This window comes from Veillonella sp. 6_1_27 (genome assembly GCF_000163735.1).
In the GTDB taxonomy this organism is placed as follows: Bacteria; Bacillota; Negativicutes; order Veillonellales; family Veillonellaceae; genus Veillonella; species Veillonella parvula_A.
On sequence record NZ_GG770218.1, the window covers coordinates 1 to 23,932 of the forward strand.

Annotated in this window: 27 protein-coding genes and 1 rRNA gene; 1 reads left to right on the forward strand and 27 read right to left on the reverse strand. The window is 39.3% G+C overall.

What is annotated here, in order from left to right:
• From HMPREF0874_RS09165 to ylxM, 27 genes are all read right to left on the reverse strand, one after another.
• Nucleotides 1–298: ribosomal RNA gene (locus HMPREF0874_RS09165) — 16S ribosomal RNA — on the reverse strand; the annotation flags it as partial.
• A 464-nt stretch (nucleotides 299–762) separates the two neighbouring features.
• Nucleotides 763–1,938 carry an MFS transporter gene (locus HMPREF0874_RS09170; RefSeq protein WP_008603390.1) on the reverse strand — a complete coding sequence of 392 codons (1,176 nt, stop codon included), beginning with the start codon at nucleotides 1,936–1,938 and terminating at the stop codon, nucleotides 763–765.
• A 236-nt stretch (nucleotides 1,939–2,174) separates the two neighbouring features.
• Nucleotides 2,175–3,068 carry a protein translocase subunit SecF gene (gene secF, locus HMPREF0874_RS09175; protein WP_004695602.1) on the reverse strand — a complete coding sequence of 298 codons (894 nt, stop codon included), beginning with the start codon at nucleotides 3,066–3,068 and terminating at the stop codon, nucleotides 2,175–2,177.
• Nucleotides 3,065–4,339 (reverse strand): protein translocase subunit SecD, encoded by a 1,275-nt coding sequence (gene secD, locus HMPREF0874_RS09180; protein WP_004695600.1) that lies wholly within the window; start codon nucleotides 4,337–4,339, stop codon nucleotides 3,065–3,067. Before secD ends, secF begins: the two co-directional genes overlap by 4 nt.
• A gap of 18 nt (nucleotides 4,340–4,357) precedes the next feature.
• Nucleotides 4,358–4,924 (reverse strand): 5-formyltetrahydrofolate cyclo-ligase, encoded by a 567-nt coding sequence (locus HMPREF0874_RS09185; RefSeq protein WP_004695599.1) that lies wholly within the window; start codon nucleotides 4,922–4,924, stop codon nucleotides 4,358–4,360.
• Nucleotides 4,924–5,214, reverse strand: a complete 291-nt coding sequence (yajC, locus tag HMPREF0874_RS09190) for a preprotein translocase subunit YajC (RefSeq protein ID WP_004695596.1) — start codon at nucleotides 5,212–5,214, stop codon at nucleotides 4,924–4,926. The genes HMPREF0874_RS09185 and yajC overlap by 1 nt, the downstream gene beginning before the upstream one ends.
• 77 nt (nucleotides 5,215–5,291) lie before the next feature.
• Nucleotides 5,292–6,407: a tRNA guanosine(34) transglycosylase Tgt gene (gene tgt / locus HMPREF0874_RS09195; protein WP_008603393.1), complete on the reverse strand. Its 1,116-nt coding sequence runs from the start codon at nucleotides 6,405–6,407 to the stop codon at nucleotides 5,292–5,294.
• A gap of 8 nt (nucleotides 6,408–6,415) precedes the next feature.
• Nucleotides 6,416–7,441: a tRNA preQ1(34) S-adenosylmethionine ribosyltransferase-isomerase QueA gene (gene queA / locus HMPREF0874_RS09200; protein WP_008603395.1), complete on the reverse strand. Its 1,026-nt coding sequence runs from the start codon at nucleotides 7,439–7,441 to the stop codon at nucleotides 6,416–6,418.
• A gap of 11 nt (nucleotides 7,442–7,452) precedes the next feature.
• Nucleotides 7,453–9,243 carry a SpoIID/LytB domain-containing protein gene (locus tag HMPREF0874_RS09205; protein WP_039965486.1) on the reverse strand — a complete coding sequence of 597 codons (1,791 nt, stop codon included), beginning with the start codon at nucleotides 9,241–9,243 and terminating at the stop codon, nucleotides 7,453–7,455.
• A 2-nt stretch (nucleotides 9,244–9,245) separates the two neighbouring features.
• Nucleotides 9,246–10,250, reverse strand: a complete 1,005-nt coding sequence (ruvB, locus tag HMPREF0874_RS09210; RefSeq protein ID WP_004695590.1) for a Holliday junction branch migration DNA helicase RuvB — start codon at nucleotides 10,248–10,250, stop codon at nucleotides 9,246–9,248.
• Between the two features lie 2 nt (nucleotides 10,251–10,252).
• Nucleotides 10,253–10,861: a Holliday junction branch migration protein RuvA gene (ruvA, locus tag HMPREF0874_RS09215; protein WP_039965487.1), complete on the reverse strand. Its 609-nt coding sequence runs from the start codon at nucleotides 10,859–10,861 to the stop codon at nucleotides 10,253–10,255.
• Nucleotides 10,861–11,355 (reverse strand): crossover junction endodeoxyribonuclease RuvC, encoded by a 495-nt coding sequence (gene ruvC, locus HMPREF0874_RS09220; RefSeq protein WP_004695586.1) that lies wholly within the window; start codon nucleotides 11,353–11,355, stop codon nucleotides 10,861–10,863. The genes ruvA and ruvC overlap by 1 nt, the downstream gene beginning before the upstream one ends.
• 203 nt (nucleotides 11,356–11,558) lie before the next feature.
• Nucleotides 11,559–12,296 (reverse strand): YebC/PmpR family DNA-binding transcriptional regulator, encoded by a 738-nt coding sequence (locus HMPREF0874_RS09225; protein ID WP_004695585.1) that lies wholly within the window; start codon nucleotides 12,294–12,296, stop codon nucleotides 11,559–11,561.
• 9 nt (nucleotides 12,297–12,305) lie between these two features.
• A complete protein-coding gene (locus HMPREF0874_RS09230; RefSeq protein WP_008603401.1) occupies nucleotides 12,306–12,878 on the reverse strand; it encodes an RNA methyltransferase in 573 nt (190 codons plus the stop codon).
• A 58-nt stretch (nucleotides 12,879–12,936) separates the two neighbouring features.
• The gene (locus HMPREF0874_RS09235) at nucleotides 12,937–13,497 is read right to left on the reverse strand and encodes a hypothetical protein (protein ID WP_008603403.1); all 561 of its coding nucleotides are present in this window, start codon (nucleotides 13,495–13,497) and stop codon (nucleotides 12,937–12,939) included.
• 11 nt (nucleotides 13,498–13,508) lie between these two features.
• The gene (locus HMPREF0874_RS09240) at nucleotides 13,509–13,940 is read right to left on the reverse strand and encodes a DUF350 domain-containing protein (protein ID WP_008603405.1); all 432 of its coding nucleotides are present in this window, start codon (nucleotides 13,938–13,940) and stop codon (nucleotides 13,509–13,511) included.
• A 10-nt stretch (nucleotides 13,941–13,950) separates the two neighbouring features.
• Nucleotides 13,951–15,021, reverse strand: a complete 1,071-nt coding sequence (locus HMPREF0874_RS09245) for a hypothetical protein (protein ID WP_039965490.1) — start codon at nucleotides 15,019–15,021, stop codon at nucleotides 13,951–13,953.
• A gap of 102 nt (nucleotides 15,022–15,123) precedes the next feature.
• The gene (locus HMPREF0874_RS09250; RefSeq protein ID WP_008603408.1) at nucleotides 15,124–16,431 is read right to left on the reverse strand and encodes a glutathionylspermidine synthase family protein; all 1,308 of its coding nucleotides are present in this window, start codon (nucleotides 16,429–16,431) and stop codon (nucleotides 15,124–15,126) included.
• Nucleotides 16,432–16,445: 14 nt separating this feature from the next.
• Nucleotides 16,446–17,018 (reverse strand): hypothetical protein, encoded by a 573-nt coding sequence (locus HMPREF0874_RS09255; RefSeq protein ID WP_004698457.1) that lies wholly within the window; start codon nucleotides 17,016–17,018, stop codon nucleotides 16,446–16,448.
• Nucleotides 17,019–17,061: 43 nt separating this feature from the next.
• Nucleotides 17,062–18,108, reverse strand: coding sequence for a DUF4178 domain-containing protein (locus HMPREF0874_RS09260; RefSeq protein ID WP_008603412.1), 1,047 nt, complete (start codon nucleotides 18,106–18,108; stop codon nucleotides 17,062–17,064).
• A complete protein-coding gene (gene trmD, locus HMPREF0874_RS09265; protein WP_008603413.1) occupies nucleotides 18,105–18,920 on the reverse strand; it encodes a tRNA (guanosine(37)-N1)-methyltransferase TrmD in 816 nt (271 codons plus the stop codon). Before trmD ends, HMPREF0874_RS09260 begins: the two co-directional genes overlap by 4 nt.
• Before the next feature lie 120 nt (nucleotides 18,921–19,040).
• Nucleotides 19,041–19,538 (reverse strand): ribosome maturation factor RimM, encoded by a 498-nt coding sequence (rimM, locus tag HMPREF0874_RS09270; protein WP_039965491.1) that lies wholly within the window; start codon nucleotides 19,536–19,538, stop codon nucleotides 19,041–19,043.
• The gene (locus tag HMPREF0874_RS09275) at nucleotides 19,538–19,945 is read right to left on the reverse strand and encodes a YlqD family protein (RefSeq protein ID WP_004695569.1); all 408 of its coding nucleotides are present in this window, start codon (nucleotides 19,943–19,945) and stop codon (nucleotides 19,538–19,540) included. The genes rimM and HMPREF0874_RS09275 overlap by 1 nt, the downstream gene beginning before the upstream one ends.
• A gap of 14 nt (nucleotides 19,946–19,959) precedes the next feature.
• On the reverse strand, nucleotides 19,960–20,187 hold the full coding sequence (locus HMPREF0874_RS09280; protein ID WP_004695567.1) for a KH domain-containing protein: 228 nt from the start codon (nucleotides 20,185–20,187) through the stop codon (nucleotides 19,960–19,962).
• A 21-nt stretch (nucleotides 20,188–20,208) separates the two neighbouring features.
• On the reverse strand, nucleotides 20,209–20,472 hold the full coding sequence (gene rpsP / locus HMPREF0874_RS09285) for a 30S ribosomal protein S16 (protein ID WP_004695565.1): 264 nt from the start codon (nucleotides 20,470–20,472) through the stop codon (nucleotides 20,209–20,211).
• A gap of 60 nt (nucleotides 20,473–20,532) precedes the next feature.
• Nucleotides 20,533–21,885 carry a signal recognition particle protein gene (gene ffh, locus HMPREF0874_RS09290; protein ID WP_008603414.1) on the reverse strand — a complete coding sequence of 451 codons (1,353 nt, stop codon included), beginning with the start codon at nucleotides 21,883–21,885 and terminating at the stop codon, nucleotides 20,533–20,535.
• A complete protein-coding gene (gene ylxM, locus HMPREF0874_RS09295) occupies nucleotides 21,875–22,210 on the reverse strand; it encodes a YlxM family DNA-binding protein (protein ID WP_004695559.1) in 336 nt (111 codons plus the stop codon). The genes ffh and ylxM overlap by 11 nt, the downstream gene beginning before the upstream one ends.
• A gap of 307 nt (nucleotides 22,211–22,517) precedes the next feature.
• On the opposite strand from ylxM, the gene HMPREF0874_RS09300 reads away from it, so the two are divergent.
• Nucleotides 22,518–23,843 (forward strand): FAD-containing oxidoreductase, encoded by a 1,326-nt coding sequence (locus HMPREF0874_RS09300; protein ID WP_008603415.1) that lies wholly within the window; start codon nucleotides 22,518–22,520, stop codon nucleotides 23,841–23,843.
• Nucleotides 23,844–23,932 lie beyond the last annotated feature (89 nt).

Genomic DNA, 23,932 nt, shown 5'->3' on the forward strand with positions numbered 1-23,932 from the left:
TCGCCTTGGTGGGCCGTTACCCCTCCAACTAGCTAATCAGACGCAATCCCCTCCTTCAGTGATAGCTTATACATAGAGGCCACCTTTCATCCATCCTCGATGCCGAGATTAGATCGTATGCGGTATTAGCAGTCGTTTCCAACTGTTGTCCCCCTCTGAAGGGCAGGTTGATTACGCGTTACTCACCCGTTCGCCACTAAGATTGATAGAAGCAAGCTTCCATCGCTCTTCGTTCAACTTGCATGTGTTAAGCACGCCGCCAGCGTTCGTCCTGAGCCAGGATCAAACTCTCCAAGATATCTTGAAGCTATTTGAATAGCTCATTTGTTTTGTTGTCGCTACCATTAAGTAGCTTTGAATTATGGTTGGTTTTGACTTTGTCAAAACCCGCACTCTGGCATATGTTCAATCATTTTGATTGATTACCTATCATTGTTCAGTTTTCAAAGATCTGTACCAGTCTACACATTCTTTCGTCGAAGTGTTTCATCAACTGGCGACTTGATTATTCTATCAAGTTAAGCTCATTACGTCAAGTGCTTTTTTTAACTTTTAAGAAGTTTTTTATACTTATCATTTGAGCTGTGTCCTAATGACTTGTATTAGTATAGCATAAATATAGTAAACGTCAATATATAAAATCGCTACCTTATCATTTTCATCTTTCTTTCATCATTTTCTTAACATTCTATATATAATATCTCATTAAAACCCATTTTAACTTGTTAAATACTTCTTTACCCAATTTTTACCTTAAAATATCTATAGTTCTAAAGGAGTATATCTTTTTACCCATATATGATACAAAGCAAGTGCTATCACCATAACCAATGCAGTGAACATATATAAATATTGATAGCCCCACGCACTAGTTAATACTGCAAGTATAACCGATCCAGCACCGACACTTATATCTAAGGCTAGATAATATGTTGCTGTTGATACACCCGCACGCTCAATAGGAGCTGATTGTATAGCTAACGCTTGGAATGCAGGTTGTGCTGCACCATATCCTAACCCCAACAATGGAGCGGTGAATAGAATAGCTAATGGGGTTATAGCTAATCCCAAACCAAATAAGCCTAATATAAATAATACTAATCCTGTATAGATAATAATTTTTGAACCATATCGAGCATATATTTTTCCTACTATAGGCCGACTAATAATAATCATCAACGCAAAAATAGCAAAAAAAGCACTTCCCCATATTCCTGCCCCCATGCTATTAAGTTCTATAGGTATAAAAACTAAAACACCAGAGTAAGTAAAACCAATAAATAAGCCCATTAAAGCCCAAGGTAAACTTTTATTTTCTATAAACTGGGAAATATGCCAACCTTTATATTTTGATTGTTTAGGTAATGCTAACTCTTTTGATAGGGGAATAATATTACTTAAGACCATAGCCAATCCAGTCATAACCGTTAAAAATATGTACAATGCCATACTACTGTATGACGATAAAGCATATAGGCCGATAGCAGGTCCTAATACCATTGCTATATTTGAAAAGATAGCAAACATATTAACTCCCTCACCTTTTCGACTAGGAGGTAATACTAATACTGCTAGAGTAGCCATTACAGTTGTTCCAAGGGCAAACACAACACCATGTAACCCACGTAGTACGAAAACAGCCTCTAAGGATGTAGTAAAATTAAATAATCCCATAATAATGAAAAACAAGGCTGTTGATATTAATAGAACAATACGTTTATTAAAACCATCTATTAATCGTCCTGCAAAAATCCTACATAAAATTGTACCAATTTGAAAATATGTCATCGCTAAGCCCGCATCAAGATCGCTGCCAGCTAGCTCAGACGTGATTACAATTGGCAATGCCGCTACGAGAACATATTGAGTCATATATAAAATACCACTACTAATACCATAATTAGTAAAAGCAGGGCTCCATAATCTATTTGAATCCATATTTGTATCTCCCTTTTGTATCGTGTCACCTAGCCATTTTACGCCTCTATCTTATAGAATTCAAGAACAAGCCTTTTTAAATTTTATATAGTTAAAAATGACTGTTATCTGTAAAATACCTATACCGTTTTACATAATAAAAAAAGGCAAAATAAAAGAACCTCTCTAAAAATAAATCCAGAGAGGTTCTTATACTTTAACCATTAACACAATAATAATTTATAATTTATAACTTATTATTGATTACGTACGTCATTTTTATTACGGCTCTTCCACATAACCCACAAGGATGTAGCTACACAGATAGAGGAGTACGCACCACTAGCAAAACCGATGATCATGCAAAGGGCAAAGTTCTTTGTAGTGTCCCCACCGAATAGATAAAGGGATACACAAGCAAACATAACGGTAGCCAATGTATAGAAACTACGGTGAATACTTTGTGTAATAGACGCATTCGCCAAATCTGCAAATGTATCAGAACGTTTATGTGTATGCGTATTTTCACGAACACGGTCAAAGATAACTACAGATTCATTCATAGAGTAACCTACAACCGTAAGAATGGCAGCTAAGAAGGATGCATCAATTTCTAGTTGGAAATAAGAGAAAACACCAAGAACCATAATCAAGTCATGGAAAATGGCAACTAACGCAGAAATGGCAACCTTATATTCAAAACGATAAGAAATATATAGAGCTAATGCTGCGAATGCTATAACAAGATTCAATAACGCATGTTCTGTAACTTCAGAGCCAATTACAGCACCTACAGTTTCAATACGTTTAACTGTATTGTTACCAATAGATTTAGTCAAAGAATCAACAACAGCGGCACTTTCACTAGACTCTAGATTACGTGTACGAATCATTACGTCTTCGCCTGCTGTATCACCAGTAGTATCACCAGAAAGCTGAATTTGTGCATTTTCAAGATTATATTCTTTTAGGACGTCACGAACTTGACTAACCTCTACAGGTTGATCAAATACAACTTCAACAATCGTACCACCAGTATAATCAATACCAAAGTTAAACCCTTTAGTAAATATGGAAATTAAGCTGATTATAACGAGTGTGGAGGAAATAGCAAACCACCAACGATGATGTTTAATTACGTCTAATGTCATTTGCGTTTACCTCCTTTCAAAGATTTAGGTGCAAATGCGTCAGCACTTGTGCTCGGAGAAATATTCGCACCAAACCAGAATGGATGGTTTGTAAAGTTACAATCGATTAATAAGCGCAATAAGAAATGACTCACAGTAATCGCAGTGAACATACTCACCACAACACCTACGCCTAAGCTGATAGCGAAGCCTTTTACAGGACCAGAGCCTAAAATAGTTAAGATACCAGCTGTAATGATAACGGATACGTTTGCATCAGTAATTGTGGCTAACGCACGGCTAAAGCCTGCTTCCATAGCAACACGCATAGATTTGCCGGAAAATACCTCTTCCTTAAAACGTTCAAAGATAAGAATGTTCGCATCTACCGCAACACCCATAGACAAGATAATACCAGCAATACCTGGCAATGTCATAGTCGCATTAAAGCCCTTGCCCAACACGAGTAATAAGAGCATAACATATACAAGTAATGCTATATTAGCTACGATGCCAGAAAAACGATATAAGATAACCAAGAAAATCATGATCATTGCAATACCAGCACTGAAGGCTACAACAGATTTATCCTTGGAGTCTTGCCCCAAAGAAGGACCTACTGTACGCACTTCCAATACATTAATTTTAACAGGCAATGCACCGGAACGTAATAAAATAGCTAAGTCTTTAGCTTCTTCTAAACTTTGACTACCAGAAATAGTGGCTTTACCACCTGTAATTGCTTGTTGTACTACAGGATTAGTCAATTCTTTACCATCCAATGTAATGGCAATACGACGACCAATATTTTTAGATGTTAAATCAGCAAACTTCTTAGCCCCTTCATCACTTAATTCAATAGCAACGAGTGGTTGTTTATTTTGACCTAACTCTTCTTTAGCATCTTTTAAGTCATCACCAGTCATAACGGTTTGACCTTGGTCGTTTTTAAATTCCAAGACCGCTGTTTTACCGATACGTTTAATTGCTTCGTCAGGATCTTTTACACCTGGCAATTCAATGATAATACGACGAGCACCTTCACGTTGTACCAATGGTTCAGATAAACCCATTTCATTAATACGACGTTCTAAGATTTGCTTCGCCCGTTCCACTGCATCATTGTCAGCTGTACCAGTCGCAGAGTCCTCTGCTTCCAATACGATATGCGTACCACCTTGCAAGTCTAGACCTTGTTTCAAAGAGCCTGCTAATGGTTGAATAAAATACGCAAATAATCCAATGATGGCAGCAATGACTACTAAAAACTTGATAATAGCTTTACCGTTCAAAATAGTTGCTCCCTTCTGCTATACACAATGTATAATGCCTTGCTCTGTCACAATTTTACTCATTCGTTGGTCTAATGCTTCCATTGGGATTGGTGTCTCCCATAATTGTATAGTCCAACATACGCCCATAAATGTACTTGGTGAAAGTTCCTTGAGAAATCGATCATAATACCCATTCCCCATTCCCATGCGACCACCTTGACGGTCAAAGCCAGCACCAGGCACTAAAATCAAATCCAAGTCACACGGATCAATAATATCGTATGGCTCAGCGGGAATACGTATATTTAACACACCCCGAGTGATAGATTCTAGAGACTTAAGGCGAACTGCAATCATAGTCGTCTTATCAGTACATACTGGAACGTATACAGATTTACCATGTTCTAAAGCATGGCGAATCACATCGTCTAAATTGGCCTCTTTAGGCATCGCCAAATAGGCCATAATGTTTTTTGCCGATATATACTCAGGACTATTAACGATTTGATTCGTCAACATCGGCGTCCACGACCTACAATCAGCAACGGATAAAGCAGCGCGCTGAGACTTACACGCCTGGCGCACTGCTTCCTTTGTATTCATTATTTTTCTTCCTTGTTTTTCTTAGACAGTACATTAGCAACTGCTGTACGAGCAAATGTTAATTCAACTTTTTCAGATACCTGTACCTTGACTTTTTCATCATCAAGTTCAACAATTTCGCCATAAATACCACCAATAGTAACGATTTTTTGGCCTTTTTTTAAACTACCTAACAAGCTAGCACGCTCTTTTTGTTGTTTCTTTTGTGGACGCCACAATAAAAAGTAAAAAATTACTACCATTAACAAAATAGGCCAGCTAGTTTGCAAGATTTGTTGAATATCTCCCATGTTATCCTCCTAGGTTAATAAATATGTATTTCTTTTCTAGTATAGCCACCTAATATAAATTTGACTAGACTTAATTACTATTTTTTAAAGCTATCCCAAAATTGCATTCTAAATTGTGGGAACCGATCTTCTAAGATAGCTTGTCTCATTTGACGCATAAACTCTAATAAGAAATAGAGATTATGATATGTTACAAGGCGTAATGCCAAAATCTCTTCTGCCTTATATAAGTGACGAATATATGCACGGGAATAATTTTTACATGTATAACATTGGCAACCTTCTTCTAAAGGACCCCAATCATGAGCAAATTGAGCATTTCGAATATTAAGGCGACCATTCCAGATCATGGCCATCCCATTTCGAGCAACACGAGTTGGATATACACAATCAAACATATCAACTCCACGTGCTACACCTTCTACCAGACAATCTGCGGTGCCAACGCCCATCAAATAACGAGCCTTGTTAGTTGGCAATAATGGCGTAGTATATTCTAAGATTTCATTCATTAAATCATGAGGTTCCCCAACGGATAAACCGCCGATGCTATAACCTTCAAAATCCATAGCTACAAGTTCTTCCGCACTTTGTTTGCGCAAGTCTTTGTACATGCCACCTTGAACGATACCAAACATGCCTTGGCGGTCATGAGCTTTACGAGCCTCTTGGCAACGATGCGCCCAACGCGTGGTACGCGCCGTAGAGCGTTTCGCATAATCATGATCCGCGGGATACGGAATACATTCGTCAAAAGCCATCGCAATATCAGAACCTAATTGCTCTTGTACCTTTGTAGCCACTTCAGGAGATAAAAACTGTTTTGATCCATCAATGTGGGATCTAAATGTAACACCATCCTCAGTAATTTTGCGCATATCGCCTAAACTAAATACTTGGAATCCACCACTATCAGTAAGAATCGCTTGATCCCAATTCATAAATTTATGTAAGCCCCCAGCCTCTTCTACAAGCTCCGGCCCTGGGCGAAGAAATAAATGATAGGTATTACTCAAAATAACTTGAGAACCCATAGCCTTTAGTTCTTCTGGTGTCATAGTTTTAACTGTCGCTTGCGTGCCTACAGGCATAAACATCGGTGTTTGGAAGGTACCATGTGGCGTATGCAATAAACCTGCCCGTGCCCCCGTATGAGGACATGTCTTTTGTAATTCATAAATAATACTCGGCATAGTCCCTCCTAACGTATAAACATAGCATCGCCGAAGCTAAAGAAACGATAACGTTCACGTACAGCTTCTTCGTAGGCCGCCAAACAGTGTTCACGACCAGCTAGTGCACTAATCAACATTAACAATGTAGATTGAGGCAAGTGAAAATTCGTTACTAACGCATCAATCATCTTAAATTTATAGCCAGGATAGATAAAAATTTGAGTCCAACCACTCATACCTTGTAATACACCATCATCATTCGTAGCAGACTCAAGAGTACGCACCGATGTAGTACCTACGGCAATGATACGAGACCCTTTTTGTTTGGCCGCATTGATTCGATCCGCCGTATCTTGAGATACAACAAAGAACTCACTATGCATTTCGTGGTCTTCAATAGTCTCTGCCGATACAGGTCTAAAAGTGCCAAGTCCAACATGTAAGGTTACAAACTCAAGCTCTACACCTTTAGCTTTAATCTTTTCTAAGAGGTCAGGTGTAAAGTGAAGTCCTGCAGTTGGTGCCGCAGCAGAGCCTTTCTCCTTAGCATATACCGTTTGATAACGATCTTTATCTTCTAACTTTTCATGAATGTATGGAGGTAATGGCATTTCACCAATTTCTTGAATCACATCATCAAACACACCGTTGCATGTGAACTGAATGATACGGCCTCCAAAATCTGTTTTATCTATAATAACTCCACTTAGGCGGTCATCAAACTCTATAACTTGCCCGACAGGACATTTTTTCCCCGGTTTAACAAGGCATTCCCATCGATTTTCACCACATGGTGTGAGTAGAAGTACCTCCACCTTGCCACCAGAACCTTGACGATGTCCATATAATCTCGCAGGGATAACCTTTGTATTATTAAATACAAGCACGTCTCCTTCATGAAGCTCTTCTAGCAAATCATAAAAATGTCCTTTATGTTTAACTTCACCACTTACCTTATCTAAGGTTAAAAGCCGTGCTGTATCACGAGGTTCTACAGGATGCTGAGCAATCAGTTCCTCTGGCAATTCATAATCAAAATCTGTAACTTTCATCGTAATCCTTATTAGTACATTTTCTTCAATGTAATGCCACTATAGTAGTGACGCAAAATAGTTTGGTAATAATTTGTATCTCCAGGATTAGCGCGCTTTGCCATTTCCGCAGCACCCCATTGAGACATACCAAGGCCATGACCCCAACCGTGGCCTTTAATATAAACAGTATCATTCTTGCCAGTAAAGCTATGATAAGCCTTACCCGTGCCTTTAGCAGGATTGTGATTTACATAGAAATCAAACAATGTAGATTTTAAACCTAAAATGCTACGCAGCGCATCACCATCTACAGTAGTTTTTCCAGAGGTACCTATGAAAGTAGCACTCTTTATACGACCTGATACACCGCGGTCGTATGTTTGTTGCCCAGGCTTACCAAGCGGGGTCAACTGAATGCTCTTCAATTTACCTACCCCTTTACTTGCCGCATTAAGTTTACTTTCAAGAGCTTGACGAGAGGTAGTGACAGTCCAATTCGATGTAGATGTACCAGTACTAAAGTCTTTTACCCCTTTTAAGTATGGCACATCACTGCCCCAAACATTTACACTATCCTCTGTATAGCCACCTCCATCGGAATGGAACAAGGCATTAATAGGACGTTGATCATAAAGCATAACTATGCCTTTAGTTTTATTTACAGCATTTGTGGTAGCTTGAGATTCACCACTCACACCACTATATACTTGATGATCCGTGGAATTGCTCACATCATAAAATTTACCTTTATTTTGTTCCATCGTATGAAGAGCATAGGTGCGAGCTGCTACGGCTTGCGCTTCTAATGCAGCAGCTGGCCAAGACGGTACTACCTCTTGTGGAACAACACCATACAGGTAATCCTCAAGAGGCACAGAGTTGATGATCATCATGGTTCCATTATTGGCACGTAATGTGAGCCCACCACGATAACCTTTACCTTCGAACAAAAATGGTGCATCACTATTCGCAGGCTTCAATGTAACCACACTATCAATAGTCTTTCCATTTACAGCAATCTTGCCGCCGCGAACGCCAATAGATGTACCACGATTAGCACTGATTGTGCTAACTTGACCATTACCGCTGTTCAACACAACCATATTAGCTGTAGATGTAACAGTAGCATCAGAGCTACGACTACCTAGTAGAACACGTACATTTGGCATGTTTTCTTTGCGTTCTGTAGCAGGCGTCACTACGGAGCCCACTTTGTTGCGAGTAATAACTGCTGTATTGGCTTGAATGCTATTCGCATCCGTTGTTTTTACTACCTTTTTAGTAGCAGTTTTTTCAGTAGCTCTCTTTTGTACTACAGGCTTTTCATCAGTAACTGCAGGTTTAGCAGTTGGCTTCGAAGTACCAGAAGCCGCAGGTTTTATAGCCATTGTAGCTTTACCTGTAGTGGCTGATTTCGTAGCTGTTGCATTAGTACTAGATTTCGCAGTACTAGTTGATTTTGTTGCACTAACTGGTTTAGCCGGCGTTACCGGTTTTGTAGATGTAGCAGGCTTTGCTACACTAACCGGTTTTGCACTAGGTTTAGCCACCGTAGATGCAGCAGTTGACTTAGAAACCGTTTTAGTTATTGTAACCGGCTTTGCAGCTGGTTTAGTAGCAAGTGGACGAAAACTAGATTTCTTCGTCGTATTTACTTTCGATACAGTTGTATTAGATACTGTTGATTTTGGCGTTGGCTTTTTCGTTACCACTGCACCTTTATTTTGCAGCGTCGCTCCATGTGCTATAGAAACACCGCCAATGTTTACACCTAAAAACAAAGTGGCCATTATCATCAATTGTAATCGTTTTGTTTTCATTGTTATTTCCCTGTCTGTGAAATACCTAAATGCTCATAGGCTAATTTAGTAGCTACCCTCCCACGCGGTGTGCGTCCTAAAAATCCTAATTGCATCAAATATGGTTCATACACATCTTCGATGGTATCTCTCTCTTCGCTGATGGCCGCTGCAATGGTATCAATCCCTACAGGACCGCCATCATATTTTTCAATAATACATTCCAACACACGTCGATCAATTCGATCAAGTCCCATTTTATCTACATATAAACGTTGTAATGCTTCATCTGCAATTTCTTGAGTGATAACCCCATCACCAATGACTTGTGCAAAGTCGCGTACCCGTTTAAGCAGACGATTTGCGATACGCGGTGTTCCTCGTGAACGACGCGCAATTTCGCTTGCCCCAGTTGGCACAATACCAATATTAAGTATCTCTGCGGCGCGAGACACAATAAACTCTAACTCTGGTTGTTTATAATATTCCAACCGATTAATAATACCAAATCGGTCCCGTAATGGAGCTGCCAAAGCACCCGCTCGAGTCGTGGCGCCTACCAAAGTAAATTTTGGCAAGTCAATGCGCACAGTTCGAGCACTTGGACCCTTACCGATGATAATATCAATAGCATAGTCTTCCATAGCAGAGTACAACACTTCCTCTACACTACGAGACAAGCGATGAATTTCATCGATAAATAATACATCATGGTCGTCCAAATTTGTTAATATTGCAGCTAAGTCACCAGACTTTTCAATAGCCGGACCAGAAGTTATACGAAAATTAACACCCAATTCATTTGCAATAATCCCTGCTAATGTTGTCTTGCCAAGGCCTGGAGGCCCATAGAGCAGCACGTGATCCAATGCTTCCCCACGCTGTTTTGCCGCTTGAATATACACATTTAGATTACCTTTAGCCTCTTCTTGACCTACATACTCATTAAAAAGCTTAGGTCGAAGGCTATATTGCCATATATCCTCTTCGTGCTCGCCATTGCCGACAAGGCGTACTTCCTCATTCATCCTTATCGTCCTTTCCCAAGCTCAATTAAGCTGACTTTTATCAACTCAGATACATCACGCTTACCATCATCTAAAGACTCTACAATATCTGCTACATCCCGTTCCAAGTATCCTAAGGATACGAGGGCTTCAATGGCTTCTCCTACAGCACCGTTTGCAGCAACGCCAACAGGCTGAATAGTCGCAGACGATTCCGTAGAAATATGTGTCATCTTAGCAATTTTATCCTTTAACTCTAAAACAAGTCGCTCCGCAGACTTCTTACCAATGCCAGGTAACTTAGTTAATTGCTGTACCTGCCCATTGATAATCGCTAATTTGAAAGCCTCAGGTGTCATGCCTGACAAGATGCCAAGCCCCACCTTGGGCCCGATACCAGAAACAGAAATGAGGAGTATAAACAACTCATATTCTTCTTCCGTCCAAAAGCCATAAAGTTGCATCGCATCTTCTCGTACATTAAGATACGTGAATAGCGTCGCCTCATGGCCCTCTGTCAGCTGTTGACGCGTAGTGGTCGGCACATATACGCGATACCCTACGCCATGTACATCAACATAGCACGATTCTTTAAAAAGATGTGTTACGATACCTCGCACATACCCTATCATTATACCAACCTCTTTAATCTATCATTGTGAGAACTATGAGCCGTACAGATAGCAACAGCTAATGCATCTGCCGTATCATCAGGCTTAATTTTCTCACGAATCCCCAAAATATTCATCGTCATATAAATGACCTGATTCTTATCAGCTTTACCATAACCTGTGACAGCTTGTTTAATTTGTAATGGTGTATATTCATAAATAGGAATCCGTTGTTGTTCAGCAGCCAATAAAATAACACCACGTGCTTGCCCTACCTTAATGGCTGTTGTTACATTGCGGTTAAAAAATAATTCCTCCACACCGAACTTATCAGGCCTATATTCCTCCAATAAATCACTAAGATCATTAAATAGAATTTCCAGTCGCTGTGAATCAGTTAATTCCTTAGGAGTTGTAATAGCCCCATAGGCTACTGGTGTTAGTTTGCTACCCTTCACGTCAATAATGCCATATCCGCATATAGCCGTGCCTGGGTCAATTCCTATAATGCGCACCCCAACCCCCTTAGTTTAAAAATGAGATAAGCTACCGCCTACCTCCATTACATAATCTATTTTATTATAGCATAATTTCACATCGAAGTTCATGAATTCCCCTATGAATTATATATAAGACATATTAATTTTCTTAACTTTAATAAATATCCGAGTTTAATTTCAATAGAAACGGAGCACCCCATAGAGTGCCCCGTTTATTATTATTCTTCTTCATCGTCCGGCAAAATACCATTATGATATACATTTTGTACATCATCAAGATCATCCAATACGTCAAGCATTTTCTGCATTTTCACAGCATCATCACCAGTCAACTCAATCGTTGTATCTGGAATCATCGTGATTTTAGCTACTACAGTTTCGATACCCGCATCAGCAAGCGCTGCTTCTACCGCATCAAAATCCTCTGGTGTTGTATAAATTTCAAATACATCATCTTCAGACTTAAGGTCTTCTGCTCCAGCTTCAAGAGCTAGCATAGTTACCTCATCTTCATCATGACCTTCTTTATCGATAACAAATACGCCTTTAGATTTGAACATCCAGCCTACACAGCCGCTTTCACCAAGGTTACCACCTTGTTTAGAGAATGCATGGCGCACGTCTGCAGCAGCACGATTACGATTATCGGTCATCACCTCAACAGTAACGGCAACACCGGCAGGACCATAACCTTCGTATACGATTTCTTCATATGCATTCATGTCCGTAGCACCGATACCTTTGTCGATAGCACGTTGAATGTTATCCTTAGGGATATTATTTTCACGAGCTTTTTGCAAAGCCAATTTCAAACGCATATTACCAGTTGGATCTGCACCACCCATGCGTGCTGCAACGGTAATTTCACGACCGATTTTCGTAGCCAATTTAGCTTTTAATGCATCGGTTTTACCTTTTTTATGTTTAATATTTGCCCATTTAGAATGTCCTGACATAGACGCCTCCTATTTATTCCACCATGCTTCGCCCCGCAGCCGATCTAAGATGATTGATACGGCACTACGCACGGATAAATGATTGTATTCACCATGGCCATATATAGGTTCTAAAATATAGTCAAAGCTTTCCATCGTTTCTTTTGTCATACCATAACCGGTACCAAATAATACTAACACAGGGCACCCCTCATTTTCAAGATGTTCACGCATCCGTGCATAGGAAATCGTATTATCGTAAGTACGAGCATCTGTTGTAGCTACAATAGGTTTTATACCTTCTATGTCTTCAATTGTTCGCACCGCTACCGCAATTGAATTTACCAATTCCACGCCGGTGAAAGCATCCTTGCGATCTGGATTGTAAGTAGAGCCAAATCCAGATTTCCAATGTTCCATGATAGTACGCACCAACTCACGCTGCGCAGGTATATTGTGAATCACAAAATATTTAGACACATCATAGGTAATAGCCGCTCGTGCAATATCATGTATATCATAATTTGTAATAGCCGTCGTAATGACCTCTTTATGCTTGTTCATAATCGGATAATGAACAAGTCCGATATATAAATTAGCCAATACTATATCTCCTAAATTCTAAACTAACCTTCATTAACATACATTGCCATCATATCCATTACGAAGCACTAGACCGTGCGCCAGCACTACCAAATCCAGATTTCTGTCCTATGGAAGACGCCTTTTTACTTCTATTGCGTTCATAAGTTCTATAAAAGCTCCGCCCCATAGCGCTATGTACATTCGACCCTGATGCGGTATATACATAGGGCTCCTCATACGTTTGTAATGGTGCTGCTATGCGATATGTCATAGTTCGTCCATCCATGCGTGCAGTAGGTGGATTAAAACCATGAAATATATAATATCCTGCAGCAATACTTGGTAAGAGCCCTGCTAGCCCCGCATCCCACACCAAATTGCCACTATTATCTCGGTGAAAGGTAACGGATCGATTATCGTCGTATAAGGCTGTTTCTTTACCATCACCATGATTTAATAAAGAATATCGGTTTCCTTGATTATCCTTTAATCGAACCTCCCCTTCATTTGCTTCTGGGTAAACCTTGTCGCACACAGCATAGGAGATATCATTCCAGTAGGAATATACACCTACAAGACCAGCAACGGCAGCGAAAGCACCTGTAAGGTATATGGTTTTCTTACTTGGCTTATACATAGAACACTCCCTTAGTGCACAGCACCGCTAATAACAAGGGCAAGACCTACGAAAATGCCAAATACAAGAATACCAGCCGCTGTATTACCACGCATAATTTCTTCAGACAATTTATATTTACGATGCCAAATATTGATAAACATATAGCCCGTTACAAATAGTATAATACCTAGCACAGCGTATACAACACTGGCTACAATGCCATGTAACAGGGACGTATCAGCCGTAGTCACGGCTGGTGACATAATAACAGCGCGCAAAATTTCACCGATACCGATAAATGATCCCGCTGAAAGCCACGCCACAGCACAATTACCACGCTTAATTTCTTTACTAAATTTACCAGGTACGAAGAAATCGATAACCGTATTCGCAGTTAACATCAGCATAATGCCAAAACAAGCATAAAAAATTGTCAATAATACATCTGGTATATAAATCATAATAAGCCTCCTAATAATATAATTTTGTATTGGATGTGTTGTTAGAGTTGCTGGTAGGATACAATCGTTCGCGTCCCGTATTATCCCCTAGTCGAACCATGGTCGCATAGTTATCGAGCATATGAGAGCTGATTAATGTACGATCAATAATTTTCCAATCCTCTTGTGTTAATTTTGATTGTTCACATACCTTAACCCTAGTTTGTCCATCCGTATTAGTGATGAGATACACCAAGTCCCCAGAATAAAATACAATAACTTCATGTCCCTCTTCTAAGTTATCCCGCTCATTCTTAATATCACCATTCACAGAATCAATCAAGTCTAATGCGGTACTAACAGGATCTAGTGTAGACGTGTATACATAGTCGCTATCCGAATCTGTTTTTGTATAATATGCAGATGTGTCATGCATATGTTCTTTTGCCGTGTAAGGCACTCCAAACATAGCGCGTATACTATGCCAAGACAAATCATTGTCCGACCAAAATAGAAATAGTAAAAATAGTACACCATACCCCACGCCAACAGCAATAGATCCAAACCTCTTTTTCATTGATTTGTTACGCATCTTTTGCTTAATAGCTTGAGCGGCTGCATCATTACAAAGACGAATGTTCACCAAGGGTACTCGTGATCCTTCGGCAAACATTTTTTTACCTTCAAACCACTCTTCTTCAAAGAATACACTAGCACCACCTTCACAAGGTAGCTGATATTCTCTATATCCTGCGCGGTCCCCTACGGAGGCACCACTTTCACCATCCACATCGACAACCTTTTCTAAGCCGATTTGATGTAATGTAAAATCTTTCCCCGGCCGTGTATGAAAGGATGTTCTAGATACGGTACACCATTCATTATCATTGTACTCAATGGTTAACCATATTTTATCGATTCCCTCAACAGCCTCTAGTCCATATTCATGCCAATAATCACCTGGTGATTTTGTCATAGACGGCTGGCCCCTATAGGATTGTTCCTTATCTGCTTTTGGAATAATCTCTATATATTTAATTTTCTCAGTGATTACATAACGGCTGCCATGAACCTCTAAGACATCATAACAATTAAACTCCATACGCACCCTCGCTAAAGTAGACATAAGCACGACTGCTACTAAATACACCTATTATCATTCGTTTGCCCATACTATATGGTCACAAATTTCATAGTATTTCGCTTACTCTATTAATAATGGTACAAAGTATGCTTCTGTACCAGCTATCTCTTCCGGAGAAAAACGGCATCCTACCGCGGAAGCTTGATCACCAAGCATAAAACAGGATAAGGTTAAAAATCCATCTTTCACTCCACAATCCACTGTATGAGTAAAACGTTTCTGCTGTATAAAATCTTGATACATAACCTTTTTACTATCACGACAAATGATATCGTCATAGTTATCAACTAGCTTTTCCATGTAAAGCTCAGATGTATCACCACGCTTTTGAACAACTTGTACATGCTTTCCTTCACGCCCCCAAATCTCCTTTTGAATATAAAGGCCATCATCAAGAGAGGAAAAATCATTTTCAAAATAGGATGGTGCCAAATAACGCTCAATGATATCTCGATCTGGTTTCGTAAAAAATTGATCTGTTAAATACAACGCATACACTAAAGACATAAATGATTTGTTTTGTAAAATAATTGCCTCTGGCGGATTAAAAAGAGCAAATCTATTCTCCTCGTAAAGATCTAAGAACATCTCACCCAAAGGTTCATCATCAGGCGTCCGCTCATCAATCAAAAGCTCCATGGGATGTAATCGATATAATAGGGTCGCATGACTACCATCTGCTAAAGGAATACCATCATCATCAATCTTCATATCATAAAAAGATATAAAGCGCGTGTCAGCCTCAGGACAGGCCGTTTTTAGCTCATTCATAAGAAACTGTGCTGTTCCGTAATCTTCAAAATAATCATGGAAGCAGGAGAATACAAAGGGATCCTTAGGTAGTCTTTCTCTATTTGCCAGCATAGACTTATATTGATTTCTACCATACTTAGCAGATAAAACAGCATCATACATGCGCTTTAAAAATGTATGTAATTCTTTTCGGCATTCTGTATTAGGATGTTTTCTTCCTACATAATTAGCTCCAATTTCATTGGCATAATAGCTCTCAATAAGAAAACACGGCGTATCTGCATTAAGTTCTACCATGCGCAAATTGCCATTTACATCGAGAACAAAATCAAAGCGAGATAACCACGTCGGTAACCCTAAGGCATTCGACTTATGTAAATAAGGAATTAAATTGTCTGGCATATCCATGTTTCGTGCAAAATCATCTGGGGCCATTTGAAATACTTTTGCAGCTTTACAAAATATTTGAAATAATCTACGTGAAGCATGACGAATTTCATCGTAAAAGTCGGATGAAAAGGCCTGCATAGACAATGACGGATAACGATCATCATACCCTTCATATTCCACGAAATTAAATATATTTCTATCAAGCTCATCAATATAGGATTTCATTGTTCATCCTTTCATTAAGAGGCACCGCTCGAAGTTCGAGCCCCTACACTACCAAAGCCATACTTTTCACCAATTCTATGTGCCCGACTACTCGTTTTAGTATTGTAACGATTTCTAGTCATCTCATTAATAGTCCTAGCCACTCTTGCACTATTAGATTTGCTAGCGTCTGTATTTGCATCAAAAGATGTAAGTGGCGATGTAGCACGATAGGTCATACTGGGTGCATCCATATATGCCGTTGGAGCTGAAAAGCCATGGAACGCATAGTAACCTACCGCCAAAGTTGGAATCAAACTGGCTAAGCCTGCATCCCATATAATATTGCCTTTCTCATCACGATGAAAGGTAACAGATTTTTCTGCATCATCATAGAGCGCAGTTTCTTTTCCATCACCGTGATTAATCAAGGTATAGCTTTTACCTTCATCATCAACGAGCCGTACTTCACCATTATTTAATTCTGGTTTGACCATATCACATAGAGCATAGCTAACATCGTCCCAATACGAATAAGCGCCTACTAGAGCTGCTATAGATGTAAAGGCTATGGCTATGTAAACAGTATTCTTACTTGGTTCATACATATAAATTCCTTCGTTTGATTTCGTAACTGAAATCAATACTATATCAATCTTTTATTATATTTGATAACGTCTTACGACCCTGCTTATTCTTTAACTCCACCATATACGCATATCGTAACAATATTTCACTGTCATTTCTAATAGTCGCTATACGCCTATCCTCCGAATCTGACAAGTTTTTTAATTGCCCCACTTCAACATACGTAGTGCCATTAACCACACTAATAACAGATACATCTTTAGTCGTATAAATGACAATCCACTGCTCAGGGGACTTAGTATCTTGTTTAATGGTATAAACCTTGCCACACACAGCATCGATAAGATCGATAGCCGTTGCATTTGGATCTTGCTTTGACGTATATACCATCAAACCGTCTTTTGTACCTTGCGGTTCATAATAATAGGAATCTTTAATGCGCTCTTCCATGGTATATGGGAATCCTACTTCATCACGCAATTCATGCCAAGACATATCTCCTATAAACAAATATCCAAAAAAGAATAAAATGATTCCCCAACTCAGACCCAATCGTGTCCATTCTTTTCTGCGCGCTGCATTACGAATCTTTTTACTCGCTGTTTGAGCAGCCTGATCTCGCCGTCGATGTACATCAGACAAACGAATCCTCTCACCTTGAGCTTGGTCCGTCAAACCACCATGCCAGCCCTCAATAAAGAATACATAGGTTTTATCCTTTTTAATTGATCTATATTCTTTATAATCTGCTTCGTCGCCACTTCTAGCCTTCGATTGTCCCTCCACAGCTACGACACGTTCTATACCTTTATCATGTAGTCTATATCCTGCAGGAGGGGTTGAACGTAAAACTGTTTCAGAAAAAGTGCAATATTCTTTTTCACCGTTTACAATGGTAAGCCATTTTTTATCCGTTCCATTAACGGGCATAAGACCATATTCTGTCCAAGACTGAGCTCCTTTGGAAACACCCAGTTCTTTTTTATAATTTTCATCATTAAGGTCATAACGTATTGTTTTATCAACGATAAACTCTTGATAAGAAATGACCTCCCCGACTACATATCGTTTTCCCTGAATCTCTACAACATCATAACACTTAAATTTCATAGCCTAGACTCTTCTGCAACAATTTCTTTTAACAGTTTAACTTCCTCTTTTGTTAATGGTCGTTCTAATAAGTCAGGTCTCAACAAGCGGGTTCGTTTCAGTGCTTCTTTTTGACGCCATGCAGCAATATTTTTATGATGACCACTGCGTAATACATCTGGTACAGTCCAACCTCTAAATTCTGGTGGTTTTGTATATTGTGGGCATTCTAAAAGGGGCTCATAAAAGGAATCCTCTTGGGCCCCACTAGCTGCGCCTAATACACCGGGAATCATGCGAGCCACTGCATCAGTAACTACCATAGCTGGCAACTCACCACCGGTCAATACATAATCACCAATAGAAATCGTTTCATCTACAAGATGTTTCTCTACGCGATAATCTACACCTTCATAATGACCACAAATAAGGACCACTTGATCATAGCTAGCCAATTCACGAGCCTTCTCCTGTGTGAAAGGCTGTCCTGTAGGTCCCATAAAGATAATACGACGTCGTATACTTTCATTAGGATTACCAATAAGACTCATTTCATCACACATCTCATCTGTGGTATAAATATCATTAATATCACTATCATATTGAGCAATAACGGATTCTACGGCTTCAAAAATAGGAGGTGCCATCATAAGCATACCAGCCCCACCACCATATGGTGTATCATCTACTTGGCCATGCTTATTATGGCTAAAATCTCGAGGATTCGTTACACCCACAGATAGACGTTCTGTCTCAATAGCTCGTTTTATGATGGAATGATTAAAAAACGCATCAAAAAAATCTGAAAATAAAGATACAATATCAATACGCATAAACCGTCCCCTGTACTTATTAACTCACATTAACCCATTAGTATTATCTATATATAGCTATATTATATAACTTTTACGCTAATATACCTATATGTAGATAAAACAAAACCGCCCAAAGGATTATATCCATTCAGGCGGATCTACGATCATCAATTTATTTTCCACATCGATGTCTTTAACGACCTCTTCAATGGCTGCAAATAATTGATCTGGTTCCCCATCTTTGGAGACCACATATACATCATTAGCACCAGGTTGTAATACATCAGTAACTGTGCCAAGCACGTTACCCATAGTATCTTGTACCTCAAGACCAATGATATCAAAAATATAGTAACGACCTTCTGGCAATTCCACTAAATCTTCACGACGAACTTGAATTGCTTTCTTACTGAATAGTTCAGCCGTATTGCGATCAGGAATTCCCTTAAAAGATGCTAAAACAAATTGCTTGTGAAATCGTGCGGATGCAACGTGGTATTCTTTACCATCGATGTAACAGGCATCCATATGCATAAACCGTTCTGGAAAATCGGTTTGAGGCATAATACGAAGATCACCCCGCACACCGTGCGGGGCGATGATAACACCTATTGTGATGAAATCGTTATGCTTCATTATTGACGAAACGCAACGATCTTACCGTCTTCTAATAGGATTTCAGCGCCCATCAAGGCATCCAAATTATCCCCGATTTTAACGGTAACTGTTTGCTCTAATGTACCTTGAGGAATTTCAGTTCCTAAAGACAACTCCTTAGCATCCTTCAATTTAGCTGTTACTTCTTCTTTGAAAGCCAAGCGTTTATTTTTTTCTTCGTCGATTTGTTGACGAATAGCAGTAAGACTTGTAGCATCAACTTTAGCTGCATCAGCCAAAATACGTTGGGCTTGAAACTCAATTGCTTCCAAATCTTTATTTACCATATCAAGGCGAGTTTCAAGATCGGATACAATTTTCGCTTTCAAGTCGTCTGTTACTTTTGCTTTTACTGCTACAGGGACACGTAATGTCATTTCTTCCATTGGAATACTCCCTTTTAGACAATATCAACAGATATCTTTTTGTTCTCTTTAATAGCCGCCGCTTTCACCACAGAGCGAATCGCTTTAGCAATTCTACCTTGCTTTCCGATGACTTTACCCATATCCTCTGGGGCTACATGAAGTTCATAAACTTCCACATTACCCTTTTGGACCATGGTAACAGAAACGGCATCAGGCTGCTTCACTAATGATTTCGCAATTAATGAAATTAATTCTATCATCACAGTATGCCTCTCTATTAATTACTTTTTAGCGTCTGCAAATTTTTGCATAACGCCTTGTTTTTTGAACAAGGAGCGAACAGTGTCAGTAGGCTGAGCACCTTTAGCTAACCAAGCCAAAGCTTTTTCTTCGTCTACATTAACGATAGCTGGTTGTTTAGTAGCATCATATTGACCAATTGTGTCAACAGGACGACCTTCACGTGGAGCACGTGCGTCAGCAACTACGATACGGTAGAAAGGAGCTTTTTTAGCACCTAAACGAGTCAAACGAATTTTTAACATTGTGAAATTCACCTCCTTATACTGATGTGGATGGACAAGTTCAGCGCCCCTGCCCATGTATTACATAAACGGTAATTTAGGCATTCCAGGGAAGCCGCCCTTACCGCCACGTAAACCTTGCATGCGCTTCATCATCTTCCGCGCTTCTTCAAATTGTTTCAACAAGCGATTTACATCTTGGACCTGTGTACCAGAACCTAATGCAATACGCTTGCGGCGAGAACCATTAAGAATACTTGGATTTTCTCGCTCTGCCGCCGTCATGGATGTAATGATAGCCTCAATACGACGCACCTCTTTACTATTCAAATCAAGGTCCTTTAATTGATCCTTAATTTGTCCCATGCCTGGCAACATTCCAATAATATTTTGTAATGGCCCTAACTTTCGCACCTGGTTCATCTGTTTTAAGAAGTCATCCAAGGTGAAATTGTTTTTCGCCATTTTCTTTGCCATTTCACGAGCTTCTTCTTCATCGATGGCGCCTTGTACATTTTCAATCAATGTTTTAAAGTCGCCCAAATCTAGGATACGAGAAGCCATGCGATCTGGATAGAATACATCGAAACCATCCATTTTTTCGCTCACACCAGTGAACTTGATTGGCAAGCCTGTTACAGCTTTGATAGATAATGCAGCACCACCGCGTGCATCACCATCAAGTTTAGTAAGGATAACACCATCAACACCTAATTTTTCGTTAAAGGTTTGAGCGGTTGTTACTGCATCTTGACCGATCATAGAATCTACAACGAGCAGAATTTCATGAGGTCGAACAGCAGCTTTGATATTTGACAACTCATCCATGAGGACTTCGTCTATAGCCAAACGTCCTGCGGTATCGATGATAACAACATCTTTCAGCATATGCGTGCTTTGCTCTACGGCACGACGCACAATATCTACTGGATTCGCACCAGGTGTTTCATCCGCAAATACAGGAATATCAATTTGCTTACCTACAACTTGCAACTGAGTAATCGCAGCTGGACGATATACGTCGGCAGCGACAAGCATCGGACGTTTACCTTGTTTGCGTAAGTATACAGCTAGTTTACCAGCTGTTGTAGTCTTACCAGCACCTTGCAAACCAACGAGCATAATAATTGTTGGTGGCTTGCTAGAAATCATGATACGACTTTGCGTACCACCCAAGAGAGCCGTTAACTCATCATTTACGATTTTAATAACCGTTTGGGCTGGATTCAAGGATCCGAACACCTCTTCACCAAGGGCCTTTTCCTTAATGGACTTAACAAAGTCCTTTGCTACCATAAAGTTAACGTCAGCTTCTAATAAAGCTGTACGTACCTGACGCAACGCAAGATTGACATCATCTTCTGTAATTTTGCCCTTCCCTTTTAAGGATTGAAAGGCTTCTTGCAGTTTTTCTGACAAGCTATCAAATGCCATAATATCCCTCCATTTGCGCCAATACTTGTTGCACCTTGGTTTCGGCTAACACCTCTTTAGGCAATGTTGCTTTCAACTGTGAAAGCAAGCCTTCCCGTTGTTCATATTGTGCCACCAAGTGCAATTTTGATTCGTAATCATTTAAAATGTGTCGAGCACGCTGTAAGTTATCGTGTACAGCCTGTCGTGATACGCCTAATTCCTCAGCAATCTCGCCAAGGGACATATCATCTTCGTGGTGAAGTTGTAAGGACATGCGTTGCTTGTCCGTCAACAATGGCCCATAGAAATCTAAGAGCAAACTTATGAGTACTCGTTCTTCCATTTCGCCACCTCCATCACTGTCAAGTCATATTACTTTACATATGGTACATTATAAAAAAAGATGTGTCAAGTAGAAATACTTAACACACTTACTTCATTACTATAATACATATAAATCATAGTTATACAAGCTATCTCATCTCCTTGAACCAAAATCATAAACTAATTGACTACCTTAACATAATCATTCTAGACAAATTTAATTCATAATCAATGATAATTATTTCTAATTTCTACTTTTATATCTATAATAATATGCTATAATATCAATATCTAATATTTTCAATATAAAAAACAGGAGGTATTATATGAATACCAAACAATATGACATTATCGTCTTAGGTTTCGGCAAGGCTGGCAAAACATTAGCCGCAAAATTTGGCTCTATGGGCAAATCAGTAGCCATGATTGAAGAAAATCCACTAATGTACGGTGGTACATGTATTAATATCGCATGTATTCCTACTAAAACGATGATCATTGCCGCATCAAAAGGCTTATCATACGATCAAGTATTAAATCAACGTGAAGTTGTTACATCTCGCTTACGCAATAAAAACTTCGGTATGTTAGATACAAATGAACATGTCGATGTCTATACTGGGCATGGTGCATTTATTAGCAATAAAGAAATCGCTGTTACCGCTGGCAAGGATAAGATTATATTATCTGCTGACACTATCGTTATAAACACTGGTGCTGTAGCGATTAAACCTAATATTTCTGGCATTGATACAGCTACAGGTTTCTATAATAGTACAGAAATTCAACAATTACCTACTCAACCTAGTACATTAGGAGTTATCGGCGCTGGTCCTATCGGTCTTGAATTTGCAAGTCTATATGCAAAACTTGGTGCTAAGGTAACTGTATTCAACATCGAATCTAGCATCTTAAAACGTGAAGAACCTATCGTTCAAGAGCTAGCTACTGAGTACTTAACTGAACAAGGCATTACCATTCTTAATAATGTAACATTAGACTCTGTATCCAATGATGACAACAAACCAGTTATCAAAGCTAATAATCAAAACTATACATTTGATGCTGTTCTATACGCTACAGGGCGCAAAGCCAATACAGCTAATATCGGTTTAGAACATACGGACATCGTTACTAACGAACGCGGTGCCATTGTAGTTAATGATACTTGTGAAAGCTCCGTTCCTGGTGTATACGCAGTCGGCGATGTAAACGGTGGACCTCAATTCACATATGTATCTCTTGATGACTTCCGTATCGTATTTGGCACACTTACAGGCAACGGCCAGTATACCTTAAAAGATCGTAAAAATATACCTTATACTACCTTCTTAACACCTCCACTTTCTCGTGTAGGTCTTACAGAAGAAGATGCAATCAACCAAGGATATACTGTTAAAACGAAAGAAATGCTCGTAGCTACCATGCCTAGAGCACATGTAAACGACTATTTAAAAGGTGCTTTTAAAATTGTTGTAGATGCGGATAACGACTTAATCCTGGGCGCAACACTCTATTCCCAAGGCGCAGAAGAATTGATCAACTTAATTAAAATGGCTATGGATAATAACATTCCATATACATATTTCAAAAATCAAATCTTCACACACCCTACAATGGCAGAAAATTTAAACGATCTTTGTAATTTCTAATAGCTTAATAGCTAATACAAGCACTAACTATAAAATAATAACCTAACACAAAAGCCTTTAGACGCTAAACTAATTTAGCATCTAAAGGC